Genomic DNA, 13,365 nt, shown 5'->3' with positions numbered 1-13,365 from the left:
ATTTTGGGGGAACCCGTCCATCGCAGGCAAAAAATGCCGCCTTCGGCCCGGCAGGTTCCTCGCGATTCCCTGCTGCCGATGTCTGCCAAAAAAGCCCTCCATGATGGAGGGCTTTCCGCGTTCCTTTTGACTGCAGCATTTCGGATCGTCGTCCGACATGAAGCATCCGTCCAAGCACCTGCTTTAAAACCCGGCCCCTTGAAGCAAGGCATTTTGACTTGAGCTATCCGGATGTATTCTTGGGGCTTAGCCCCCTGTCTATTCTCAAAAAAACGGCAGCAGGGATAGCGCGGTCAGGCCGAATAGCGGCAATGCCAGGCGCCGAAAACGGCGTCCGAACGGATAACCATAGAAAGGATATCCGAAGCCATAGCCATAGGGAAAATACGGGAAGAACGCCCGGGCTTCCTGTTCGGGAACACGGTAACAGGGATCCCAGCAGTCCGCGTAAGGACTCGCATATCCATGATGGTAAGGCATGTTTTCATGGCCGATCGGAATCGCAAGGTACACCTTTTCTTCGTCCACATGCTCGATAAAACCGTCGTGGACGCTTCCGTCCGACATCGTGGCTCTGACATACCGGTACATATGTTTTTTGCATACTTCTTTGGCCTCAAGTTTCTCCACTTTCATGATCCTCCCCAGTCAGCGATTTACAGGATCATCATATTCACGACTGGGCGAACGGCTACTGCCTATGAATAGCGGACAACCAAAAAAAATAAAAAAAAGAAACCCCGCACCGAAAACATGCGGAATCTCGTCCGTATGCCGGAGCAAACGATTCGCGCGAATCCGGAAAGGGGCTTCCAGGAAAAAGAGAAGGTCGGCTTGTCCACAACCGATATTAGCAGCCATTCGCAGGAGCCGCTGTGAAATGGATCACTACAGCTGCTCCAGGGCAATTCTGGAGCCTCCGCCGGCCTGGTCGGCCGGGATGACCACAAGCTTGCGCGGAAGGCGGGCCCGCAGCTCCGGAACGTGGCTGATGACGCCCACGGAAAGATGGTCGTTATGCAGCCGCTCCAGCGACGTAATGACCGTCTCGAGCAGATCCGGGTCCAACGTGCCGAAACCTTCGTCCAGGAAAAAGAATTGAAGCGGATATTGGCCGCGTAGCTGGATTTGGGCCGACAAGGCCAGAGCCAGCGACAACGACGTCAGGAAGGTCTCGCCTCCCGATAACGTGGATACCGGCCTGCGGACGCCTCCGTTCGCGTCGTCCCGGATCAGGAAACCTCCGCCGGAATCGACTTCAAGCGCATACCGCTGCTTGGTCAAAAACGCCAAGCGCTGGGATGCGGACTGGCTGACCTGCATCAGCTGCTCCTCGGCGATATATTCGACAAAAGCGTTGCCGCGCAGGCAGGATTGCAGTTTGGCAAGCTTTTCGGCCTCATGTTGGCGCTGCATGCGCAGCTTTTCGAGCTCCGTCCAACGGAGGTGACGCTTTTTGACGTCCTCCAGATCGCGCTCGGCCCGCGCCTTCATCCGAAGGGCCTCTTCGTCGGCCTCCCGGGCTGCCGCGAGCTCGCCGCTCACCTGCAGCCACTCTTCTTCCGTCAAGGAGCTGCCCGCCAGCTGCTCTTCGATATGGCGGATCGCCGCCAGCAAATCGCGTTCTCCGTCCCGATGCTGCCTTACCTTCGCGGCAAGCTCATCGGCCTCCGAAGGAGAGAGGTAAGACTCTTCCACTTCGGCCGCCGTGGCGAACGGGGAATCCTGCAACAGCGCCTCCCAGCGCCGCCCGGCAGCTTCATGATGCGCCGCGGCCGATTCCGCGGCCTGCTTCGCCATGGCAAAAGCCTTTGCGCTTTCGTGTTTCGCCTGCTCTGCCGATTGTCTCAGCCGCTTTGCCTCGGCAGCCGTTTCCCGCAAAGCTTTCAGTTCGCCCAGGCAGGCCTCCAAAAGGGCTTCGGCCCGGCGGTCTCCGATCCAGGCTTGAAGGCGCTCCTCTTTTTCCGCGAGCAGCTCCTCCTTGCCCCGGAGCTCGGCATCGAGCTGAATATGCCGCTTCTCGGCCTCAAGCAAATTCCGTTCGAGCGACTGGACCGCCTGCTTTTTCTCGTCGAGGAACGGCACGCTGCGGCGCAGGCGCTCTTTCACGTCCTCCGCCTCGCGGTCTTTCTGCTGCAGAAGCGACCAACGGCTTTCGACCTCGCCGATCGGCAGCTCCGGCAGCTCCTCCGACCATCTTGCGTTCAGCTCGCCGATCTCGTCCGACAGCTGGTTCACGTTGTCTTTCAGCCGCTTCAGCAAGGCGGCGTCCGCTTCGGCCGCGGCTTCTTGCTTCAGCGTTTGCTGGCGCAGCGTTTCGCGTTTTTCGCTAAGCTCGGACGTCTCTTGTTTTACGCGGAGCAGCGCCGCGGCAAGCGATTCCCGCGCACGTTCCAGTTCGTCTGCGCGCACGGACCAAGCGGTAACGGCGGCGACATCATCTCCGGCTTCAGCCGTCTCCTCTTCCTTTGCAGCCGCGGCCTGAGCCGTGCCAGAGTCTGCCAGAGAAGAGGCGGAAGCGCCCGGAAGACCTGAAACTTCGTGGATCAGCTGCCGCAGGGCATACCTTACCTCCTGCAGCCGGCTTTTTGCTTCTTGAAGCAGCCGGAGCGAATGCTCTTCTTGTGCAGCATCGGCGTCCTCCGCCAAAACGGGCGCCGGATGCTCCAAGGAACCGCATACCGGGCAGGGCCGTCCATCATGCAATTCCGCCGCGAGCGCGGCCGACAGGCTTCGGAGCTGGCGATGCTTCAGCTCCTCCCGGAGCCGAAGCTCGGCATGTTCCGCATCGCGCAGCGATTGCTCCGTCTGCCGGCTCGCTTGCTCCGCCTGCGACAGCAGCGAGGACATGCCGGCAGACAACTGCCGTTCGCGCTCCTGCAGCATAACGAGCTCGCGTTCCGCCTGACGCCGCTGCTCGTTTGCGGATGCCGCCTTAGTTTGCTGCTCCCCGCATTCACGGCGGGCTTTCATCAACCGGTCTTCGGCGGAACGGAGCAATTGCCGGAGCTCCAGCGCCTTATGCAGCAAGGAGCGTTCTTTGGAGGTCACTTCCAACTCGCCCAGCTTTTCCTGGAGTTCCGCCTGCTTCTGTTCGCCCCGTTTGAGCAGCTCCTGCTCCTTGGCTAGCAGCTGGCGGAGCTCCAGCATTCCGTCCTGCGCTTCCTTCCGCTGGCGATGGAGCCGCTCGTACAGCGACTTGATTTCGTCCCTTTCCTTCTGAAGCAGAACCGCCTGCTCCAGTTGTTCCTTCCGCTGCAGCAGCTTCGGTTCCCCGGCTGCCAGCGCTTGCTGGGCCGCATCGTCGGATGCGCCGGCCTGTTCCGCTTCCCGCTGCGCTTCGGCGGCCGCCCTTTCCAGCTCCGCCGCAAGCGCCTCTTTTTGCTTCCAATCCTGCAGGCTTTCCCGCCATAAAGCAAGCGACGGCATCATGGACGACGACGCGACCGATTTCGCCAGCTTTTGTTCGAGCCGCTGCATTTCCGGTTCCAGAGCCTGCAATTGCTCCAGCTTGGCCTGCTTCCGTTCTTTTTCGAGCTGACGCTCGCGGATTTTCCCTTTTTTTTCGGCTTCCGCGTTCAGCTCCTGAAGTTTATTCCGGGTCGCTCCCGCATGCCTTACGGCCTCGCCCAAACGGTCTTCCGCCGCTTGAAGGGCTTCTTCCCCCGCTTCGCCAAGCCCCTGCTGCTCCGCTTCCACGGCTTTGAGCGCGCCGTCGTTTTCCTTGATCCGGCGGCTCAGCTTCATGCCCAGCTGGTCCCCGTACTGCTCCAGATGAAAAAGCCGCTGCAGCATTTGCCGGCGTTCGCTGCCTTTCAAGGAAAGAAACTCCGCGAATTTGCCCTGCGGCAGCACGACGGCCCGCGTGAAATCGTCCATTTTCAGTCCGATTCTCTCTTCCACGCAGCGCGTGACTTCGGCCAATTTGTCGGCAATGACATGCTCGCCTTCCTCCGTGACCTCGATAAACCTGCTGAGCGTGTTGCTGACGGAAAGGTCGCCCGTCCTTTTGAACCTGCGTTCGACCCGGAAGCGACGCTTGCCTTCGGCGGAAGCAAGTTCGAAACAAAAGGAGACGAACAGGGAATCCTCCGAATGGTTCATGATCCCCTGCGTCCCGTTCGCCGCCCGTTCGACTTTGCCGTACAGGGCGAGGGTCATCGCGTCAAGCAGCGTGGATTTGCCGCTTCCCGTCGGCCCGAAGATGCCGAACAGCCCCATGTCGCATAAATCCTCGAAATCGATCTGCTGCATCTCCCTGTAACTCTGCAGCCCGGACAGCTTCAATTGAATCGGCTTCATTCGGCCTCACCTTCCTTCGCGTTCCCGTCCTCCGCCACGAGCTCGAGAAACAGCTGCACCAATTCGTCCTCCGGCTCGGCCCCGCCGGTCTGCCGCTGGTAAAACCTGCGGAACAGCTCGGACACCGGGAGCCCGGAACGTTCCTGCCGAAGCTCTTCCCGCTCCATTTCCGGATAAATCGGACGGATATGTACGAAGCCGTCCCGGCTTCGGCGCAGGCGCTGGATCTCTCCAAGCGACAACGACTCGTTAAGGGATATTTCAAGATCGATAAAAGCGTCGGCATCCCTGCCTTCATCCAGCCATCGGTGCACTTCTTCGAGCCCTCCCTTGGCTTTCCAGCGCACAAGCGGGCGGCCGCAGGACAGATGCACCTCCTCCAGCGCAGGCGCGCCTCCGGGCGCAACATCGATCATCATGACCGACTTGGCCTGACCCGCTTCCGAAAAGCTGTAAGCAAGCGGAGAGCCGCTGTACCGGATGATGCCCTCCCCTTTCACCGCCTGCGGGCGGTGAAGATGCCCGAGCGCCGTGTACTGGGCCCCGATCGACAAAGCCGACGGGTCGACCGTATACGCGCCGCCTACCTGGATCGGGCGTTCAGAATCGCATTCCAAGCCGCCCAGCACGTAGATGTGGCTCATGGCCAGATTGACGGTTTCGGGCTTAAACTGCCCGGCAAGCTTCTTCATGAGCGTGCCTACGCGGGCGCTGTACGCCTTGCGCAGCTCTTCTTCCCCGCCTTCCGCCGAAAGCAGTTCGTTCAGCCTGGCTTCGGAAGGATAAGGCAGCGCGGCGATTTTGGCGAGTTCCCCCGTCCGGGACACGCCCACCGTCACCGCCTCGGCCACGGGCAGCCCGATCAGCGTAATCCCCTGGCGCGCCACCAAAGGCGAAACCGAAGAAACGCGTTCAGGCTGGTCGTGATTCCCGGAGATGACGACCAAAGGCCGCCCGTTTGCCGTCAGCTTCGCGCAAGCCTCGTAAAAAAGCTGCTCCGCGGCCGCGGGCGGATTGACGGAATCGTAGACGTCTCCCGCCATCAAGATCAAATCCGCTTGCTGCCAATCGGCGATGCGGACGAGCTCGTCCACGAAATTCTCCTGCTCCTTCAGCCTGCTGCGGCCTTCGAGCGTTTTTCCGAAATGCCAGTCCCCGGTATGCAGTATCCGCATGCGGCGTTCTCCCCTTTCCCATGTGCAAAACTTGATATCTATCAAATTGGGCATGCGCAAACTTGATCCTACAAGCGGACGGCATGTCCGCCGTCAAAAAAGTACAGCCATTTCTCGGCGATTTCCTCGTGCAAAATGTCTTCCAGCGCCCTGGCGTACAGGTTCAGCTGGAACCGATACCGTTCGGTGAGCCCGTCGATTCCCCCGCGATGCTCGAGCACCCTGTCCGTTTTATAATCGACCAGCACCAGCTTGCCGTCATGGCGGAACAGACAATCGACCACGCCTTGGATCAGCACCGTTTCTCCGTTTAAAGCGGAGGCCTCGAACAAGTCGGGCTCATCCGGGTGCAGGCCCGCCTGCTGCGAGAACAGTCCTTTATGGGCTTCCTCCGCGGGCATGCCGTAGCTGAACGGCATTTCCCGGGCCGTCCATTCGGCGGCCAGCAGCCGCTTTCCGACCTCCGTGGCAAAAAACATGCCCGCTTCTTCCGGCCGGATGACCTCCGCCTGCTCGCGCGTCAGCAGCTCGCGTTCGACCAGACGGCTCACGGTTTCCCGGACGGCCTCGGCGTCGACATGGCCCCGGTCCAGCGGTATATGCTGCATCAGCGTATGGTACACCGTGCCGCGCTCGGCCGGCGTCAGCGCCGTTAGTTCCATGAATTTCGGCCGCCTGAGCGGAAGCGTGGCTGCCGCAGTAAGTTCCGGACCGGCCGAGAGTTCCCGGCGAAGCATCTCGTCCTCCATCCAATTTTCGGACGGCTGGTCCTGCAGCGTCAGCAGCTTCTTCATTTCGGACACCGACGTTTTGGCGGACAGCCGGGTCACGGTTTCGTAAGGATACCGCCAGGTCAAACGTTCCGATACCCAGGACTCGCCGCGGGCCTCCCCGCTCTCCGCGGTTTCCACCGGCCGGCGTTCCATCATGGCTTGCAGCCGCAGTTTCCTTTCGGGAGAGGACGCCTCCTCCTCTTCCCAGCCGCCGAGCGCCGCCAGCGAAAGCTCGTCCGCAGAAAGCACCGATACGCTCCACCTGGAGGGATCGGAAGCGAGGACCGGCGGGGGAGCGGCGTCCGTTTCCGCCAGCTCCCGAAGCTTACCGGCTCCCGGATGCCTGATGAGCGCCGGACCCACCCAGTCGATGTAGCTTCGCCCTCTGGCGAGCAAATAATCCGGAAGCGTATATTCGGGCTGCTCAAGCACCTGGGCCCAGGATGACGCCTTTTTGCCGGCGTCCTTGATCGTCCCGATCAGGTACAGCTTCTCCTTCGGGCGCGTCAGCCCGACATACAGCACGCGCATCTCCTCCGCCAGCAGCTCCAGTTGGGAGCGGCGGCGGATCGCGAGGTTCGGGAGCGTCGGGAAGCTGACCCGCTTCTCCTCGTCCACGAATTTGGGCCCGAAACCCAGTTCCTTATGCATCAGGAACGGAGCGTTCAAATCCTGTTGGTTGAAGGTTTTGGACATGCCTGCCAAAAACACGACGGGAAACTCGAGCCCTTTGCTTTTGTGGATCGTCATGATCCGTACGGCGTTGTCCCGCTGCTCGGTGCCGCTGCCGCCGCCGAGGTCGCCTCCCCGGTCGCGCAGCCGGGACACGAAGGTCAGGAACCGGAACAATCCCCGGGATGCCGTCGTCTGTTCGAATTGGACGGCCCGGTCGTGCAATGCTTTCAGGTTGTTCTGGCGCTCGGCGCCTCCCGGGAGTCCCCCGACCCAATCGAGATATCCGGTCTCCCGGTATACCTGCCAGATCAAATCCCCGAGGCTGATTCTGCGCGCGGCGTCGCGCCAGTTTTGCAGCTGCTCCGCGAACCCTTGAATTTTTTGCCGCAAAGCATCCGGGATGCCGTCATCGGCTTCGGCCCCGATCGCCCCGGCGTCCCCCTTGGCCGCCGCGCGGTCCGCAGGGAAAGGCACGGCTTCCGCGGATGCCGCGGCCTCCGCTTCCGCAAGCAGGAGCTCCCGACGGGCCTCGTCTCCGGCGGACGGCGTACCGGGCCAAGCGGCCGCCTTCAGCGCATCGTAGAACGATCCGCCTCGAACCAGCCGGATCTGCGCAAGTTCTTCCTCCGTCAAGCCGACGATCGGGGAACGGAGTACGCCGGCGAGCGGAATATCCTGCATGGGATTGTCGATGACCTGCAGAAGGGACAACATCACTTCCACTTCCGTCGCCTGAAAATAACCGCGGGCCTGCTCGCCGTCGGCGGGAATCCCGAGCTGCTTCAGCTCCTCCATCATCAGCGGCCCCCAAATATAGGCGGAACGCAGGAGAATGACCATATCGCCGTAACGCACCGGGCGCATTTCTTTAAGGCCCTTGTCGTAAACGAGCAGCGGCTTGGCGGACGTGTCGCCCATCAGCTGCCTGATCTTTTTGGCAATGGCCCTTGCTTCAAGCTGAGCCGTCTCCATTTCCAGCACTTCGCTTTCCTGCATCACCCCGTCCTGCTCGCCGGCCTGCGCCTCTTCTGGCTCGGACGGCCCGCTGCCGGCACGGTCGATCAGCAGAAGCTCGGGCGCATACGGATCCGCCGCCGTTTCCTCCGGATCGGGAAACGAAGCCCCGTATACAAGCTCGGCCCGCTCGTCGTAGCCGATCTCGGCCACGGTTTCGTTCATGATTTGGCGGAAGATGACGTTGACCGCGTCAACCACTTCCATCCGGCTGCGGAAGTTCCGCGCCAGGTCGATGCGGATTCCGCTTCCGCCCTCGCTGCCGTAGCTTCGGTATTTATCCAGGAACAGCCCCGGCTCGGCCAGCCGGAACCGGTAGATGCTCTGCTTCACGTCGCCGACCATAAATCGGTTTCCCGGCCGTTCCCTTGAAATCAGCCCGACGATCGTCTCCTGCACGCTGTTGGTATCCTGATATTCGTCAAGCAGCACTTCGTCAAACTGCTCGCGGTATTCAACGGCCGCATCGGAAGGCATCGGACGCTCCGGCGTCGAATCCGGATGCAGCAAAATCCGCAGGCAATAGTGCTCCAGATCGCTGAAATCCACGGCCCCCCGCTTCCGTTTTTCCGCTTCGAACCGGTTGCCGAACTGAATCACAAGCTCCGCAAGCTCCCGCATCAGCGGGGCCGCTTCGTTCATTTCCGCCAAAAAGGATTCGGCCGGGCGGCCAAACAACGCGCCCCGCAGATCGGTCAGCGTTTTTTTGACGGTATCCCGCAGTTCCTTCACGCGCTCCTGCAGCCGGGGATCGGTATCGTCCTTGCGCACGCTTTTCAGCTTGCCGAAGGAAATGCCCTGAAATACCCCGTACAGTTCTTCCCAAGGACGATGATCCAACGCCTCTTGCAGGCCGCGGACCATGTCCAGATCGGCGTCCAGGTTATCCGCGTACGGGGCCGGTCCTCCGGGAGCCAACGCCAGTCCGCGCGCTTGCCGCAGGAGGCCTTCCGCGCCGGCCAGCGCCAGGCGGGCATCCTGCAAAATGCTGCGCACCCAGGCGGTTTCTCCGAGGCTGGCGGCATCCCGAACCGCAAAGGCTTCGGCCATGCTTCGCAGCCACTGATCCGGCCAGGCATGGCTGCGGGAAAAATCGTAGAGCTTTTGCACCAGCAGATGCATCGCGTCGTCGCTGCGCTCCCCGCTGAACCAATCCACCAGACGGATAAAATCGCTGCCGTCCGCTTCCTCGCCGTATTTTTCCTCGAAAAGCTCTTCGAGCAGCTCCTGGCGCATCAGCTCCGCTTCGTTTTCGTTGATGATCCGGAAATTCGGGTCCAAGGGAATCATCTGGTAGTAACGCCGGATGACCTCGAGGCAAAAGGAGTGGAGCGTCGTGATCGACGCCCGGCCCAGAAGGGAAAGCTGACGTCGCAAATGCACGTTGTCCGGCTCCTTCTCCAGCTCCTTGTCCAGCGCTTCGCGAATCCGGTCCCGCATCTCCGCGGCCGCCGCCTTCGTGAAGGTTGCCACGAGCAGGCGGTCCACGCTGAATCCCTGCTCCTCGTCCGTTATTTTACGGATGATCCGTTCCACGAGCACGGCGGTTTTGCCGGAACCTGCCGCAGCGGCCACAAGGATGTCGTCGCCCGTTTCGGCGATCGCCTTCCATTGGTCGTCGCTCCATATGCTGCCTTCGGGTTTCGGTTTTAAGCTCAAGACGTTTCTCCTCCTTTATGCTCGGACAACAGTTCCCATACCTGCGTTTTATCCGGTTTGCCCAGCAGATGGTAGTGGTTGCCTTCGACGGTTTCGTCAAATTGGCATACCGGCTTGAACGGGCAAAACGTGCAGGCGGTTTCCTGCTGGATGCGGTACGGTTCGATCTTCACGTCGCCCTCCGTAATTCTCGTTCCGATGCTTTCGATGCTGCGGCGGACCGAAGCCAGCAAGTCGTCCCACTGTTCCGGCGTTGCCACAGAAGCGCTGCTGTAGAAGCTGCCGTCCGCTTTGACGGCCACCGGCAGAATGGACGAATGCCCCTTGTCCAAGGAAGCGTCCATCAAGGATACCGTCTCCCTGTCGGCAAGCAGCAGCCCTTTCATTTTGAACCGTTTGAGCAGCTCTTCCGCCGCCTGTTCCATCGTCATGCCGTTGGCCGACTGCAGGATCGGGTCATGCACGTGAAAATACAGCGTCCCTGCCGGCAGCGCCTTGCTCCCGAGCCACTGCTCCGCATAGGTCAGCAGCACGTCCAAATACGTCAGCATTTGCAGCGCAAGTCCGTAATACACTTCATGCAGCTTCAGGTCCTTATGCCCGGATTTGTAGTCGATGACCCGCAGCAAAAGCCCGTTTTCCCCATGGGCCAGGTCCACGCGGTCGATTCGGCCGACGACTTCCATCACGGAACCGTTCTCCAGCTTGAAGGTCAGCGGCGGCAGCGGTTTCCCCGGCCCGAAATCAAGCTCCAGCCCCACGGGCTCGAAGCTGCCGCGGCGGGCATGCTCGCCCAAAATGACCGAGGCTCTGCCGACGATGTTTTTCAGCTTCCTTGAAATGTAGCCGTAGCGCTTCGAGCTGAGCAAAATTTCGCCCTGAAGCATCGGAGCGAGCCGTTCCACCGTCAGTTCCGCTTCCCTTCGGCATTCCTCCGCCGTCAGGCTTCCCCAGCTGCGGTTCTGCTCCTTCAGCCGAACGGCCATTTCGCTTAGCGCGGCATGAAAAAGCTGACCGATGTCCGGCGCCTTCAGCCGGTACAGCTGGCGCTCCCTCAGCTTTAGACCATGGGAGGCAAAATGCGAAAACGGGCACGCCACGAACCTCTCCATCCGCGACACGCTCGTGCGGACCTTGCTGCCGTACAGCCGGCGGCTGGTGCCGGCCGAAAGCGGCTGCGCGCCGTTGCGGTAAAACAGCGAACGGAGCAGCATGTCGAGCGGTCCGCGCCACTGCGGATCGGTTAAATACCAGTTGTAGGCGTTCCACCATATCTCCGGCATGTTCATGCCCTGTTTCCATCGTCGCAGCTGCACGATCAGATGCTTCAGCGTCTGACGGGGATGTTCGATGAAGGCTTCGTGCTCCGAAGCGGGCTGTTCCGCTCCCGGCTGGGCCAAAAGCGGCCGTGCCTGAAGCCCCGGAAACATTTTCGCCAAATGGCGGACGACTTCCGAAGGAAGCAGCTCCTTCCCTTCGTCGTCCGCCGCCGGATAACTGATCCAGACATGCCGGCTGGCGGAAGTCAAGGCGTTATAGATCAGGAAGCGTTCGTCCAGCAGCCGGCGCGAAATGCCGGGGGCCAGTTCCATGCCCGCATCCGCAAGCACGGACCGTTCCTGTTCGGTAAGGACGCCGTCCTCCTGGAACACCGCCGGAATGACCCCGTCGTTCACCCCGAGCAAAAAAGCGTATTTGACGCCGCTCGTGCGGGTCCGGTCCATCGTTCCCACGAGCACCTGATCAAGCGAAGGGGGCACGAGTCCAAGCTTCAGCTCGCTGAGCCCGGTCTCCAGCATGCCCGCGAACAGGTCGAACGCCATTTTTTCCGGCCCCATCATCTCGACGATCTGATCCAGCAAATCCAGCACCTCGCCCCAAAGCTGCCGATGCTCCCTGGCCGCTTCCGGACGGCCGCCGAGCAGCGCTTCGCGGTTCCACGCGTCCAATTTCTGGGGAACGCCCGCGTCTTCAAGCAGCCCGTAAACGGCCGTGCACATCTCCCGTGCCGTTTTGGCGCGTTTCATCCGTTTCTCGAAAGCAGCCAGCGGCCCGGTTACCGCCGCCCGGCAGCGTTCCATCAGCTCAAGCGTCTCTTCGGCCGTCTTCTGCCCCGCAGATCCCCCTTCCTCCAGCGACAGGCTCGGGACCGCCTTGAGCGGCCGTCCGTCCGTCCAGCGGTAGCCCTGAAACCCGCAAGCGAGCGCATAGTTTTCGAAGCGGTCCATGTCTTCGCGCGTCAGAGACCCGTCAAGCGGGAGAAGCAGGTCGCTTTTGACGCAGCGGAACACATCCTCGTGCCTCCAGAACCGCCGGACCACATCCAGCGCGGCGCGAATGAACTCGGCAAGGGGATGGTGAAGCTCGCTCCTTTTCTGGTCAAGGAAAACCGGAACGCCGTAATCGTGAAAAAGCGGCATGACGAGATGCTCGTAATCCGCGAGATTGCGCACGAACACGGCCATTTCGCGGAAGCGTACGCCTTCCTCGCGCGACAGCCGAAGCATCTCCCGCAGCGCTCCTTCGACCTCCGCCCGCCGGCTGGAGGCAGGATGGATCGAAATCGCTTCGCAGCGAAGGCCGGCGTTCGCCTCGTAGCGAAGGCGGCGATCGTACCCCCGCTCCAAATGGGCAAGCATCGGACTTTCCGCGAAACGCGGCGGCACAGGCGGAGCGAGCACCGTATCGTCGATGTCCAGGCCCAATTCTTCCGCCATACCCCTCAGCTTGACATAGGTCGTGGCGGTCGGATGGAACAAATCGAGCTCATGCGGCATCCGCTCGCCGTCGTAAGGTTTGTCCAGCGTCAAGGAAACGGTGACGGACCGGGCATGAAGCATCAACTGGCCGACCGCCAAAAGCTCCTGCGGAGTAAAGCCGTGGAACCCGTCGATCCATATTTCCGCTCCGCGCAAATAGGCGGAGTCCTTCACCGCTTCGGTCAAACGGATCAAATTGTCTTCCTCGTCGATATACAGCGGTGACATTTCCTGCTCGAAATCTTTGTATACCGTCCACAAATCTTCAAGCTTGCTGCGAAGGATCGGCGTGACGCCTTGCGGCGGCAGTTGCTCCAGCAGCTGCCCGACGGCGGACGCATCGACGCAATACCGCTTCATCTCGGTATACACGTCGCCGAGCTTGCCGACGAACCCGAGCTGCTCGCCTGAGGCCCCAAACAGTTTCAGCTCGTCCTTGCGGCGCTGTATGATTTTGTACAGCAGCATTTTTTTGCCTTCGTCGCTGATGCCGACGCGCGCCGTTCCCCCGGTCTCCTGCATGACGCGGTACGCGAGGCGGCGGAAGCTGAGCACTTGGGCCCTGACGCTCCCCTTGATCCGCCCCGACGTAACCAGCCCGTGTTCGGCCTGGAACGAACCCTGCTCCGGAACGAGCAAAATGATCGCATTCCCTTGCGGCTCGGCCTCCAGTTTGGCGGAAATTTGATCCAATATGGCCGTCGTTTTGCCGCTGCCCGATCGTCCGATAAGAAAATGAACCGGCATGTTCCTCCCCCTTCATCTATGTAAAATAAAAAACTATGGATTTTGCTCCAAATCTACCTTCCAGTATATCATACACAGCATAAAATAGAACGTATGTTTGCAATAATCACATCTACGTCGGGTAGCCCTGCAGCCGTTAGCTCTGCCGTGCAGAGCGCTTCTCCTATTTTACCACTAAATTTCCGCCAGGGTTGAACGTCCAGTATTTGCAAAAAGGCGCTGCAGGCCGCATTTTTTCGAAGCTCCTATTTTCTTGCAAAA

5 protein-coding genes are annotated in these 13,365 nt (G+C 60.7%); all 5 read right to left on the bottom strand.

The genetic code is table 11. The features are described from left to right. Positions 1–264: 264 nt before the first annotated feature. Complete coding sequence (locus MKY58_RS07520; RefSeq protein WP_339324068.1) at positions 265–636, bottom strand: hypothetical protein; 372 nt, start codon at positions 634–636, stop codon at positions 265–267. Positions 637–888: 252 nt separating this feature from the next. Beyond that, positions 889–4,302, bottom strand: a complete 3,414-nt coding sequence (locus MKY58_RS07515) for an AAA family ATPase (protein ID WP_339324067.1) — start codon at positions 4,300–4,302, stop codon at positions 889–891. Continuing rightward, positions 4,299–5,477, bottom strand: a complete 1,179-nt coding sequence (locus tag MKY58_RS07510) for an exonuclease SbcCD subunit D (RefSeq protein WP_339324066.1) — start codon at positions 5,475–5,477, stop codon at positions 4,299–4,301. Before MKY58_RS07510 ends, MKY58_RS07515 begins: the two co-directional genes overlap by 4 nt. A gap of 68 nt (positions 5,478–5,545) precedes the next feature. Continuing rightward, positions 5,546–9,598, bottom strand: coding sequence for a helicase-exonuclease AddAB subunit AddA (gene addA / locus MKY58_RS07505; RefSeq protein WP_339324065.1), 4,053 nt, complete (start codon positions 9,596–9,598; stop codon positions 5,546–5,548). Continuing rightward, entirely contained in the window at positions 9,595–13,104 is a 3,510-nt protein-coding gene (addB, locus tag MKY58_RS07500; protein WP_339324064.1) for a helicase-exonuclease AddAB subunit AddB, read from the bottom strand. Before addB ends, addA begins: the two co-directional genes overlap by 4 nt. Between the last annotated feature and the right edge of the window lie 261 nt (positions 13,105–13,365).

Origin of the sequence: Paenibacillus sp. FSL W8-0194, from assembly GCF_037969745.1 — a bacterium.
GTDB lineage: Bacteria > Bacillota > Bacilli > Paenibacillales > Paenibacillaceae > Paenibacillus_AQ > Paenibacillus_AQ cookii.
This window is presented reverse-complemented; position numbering and strand designations above follow the sequence as displayed.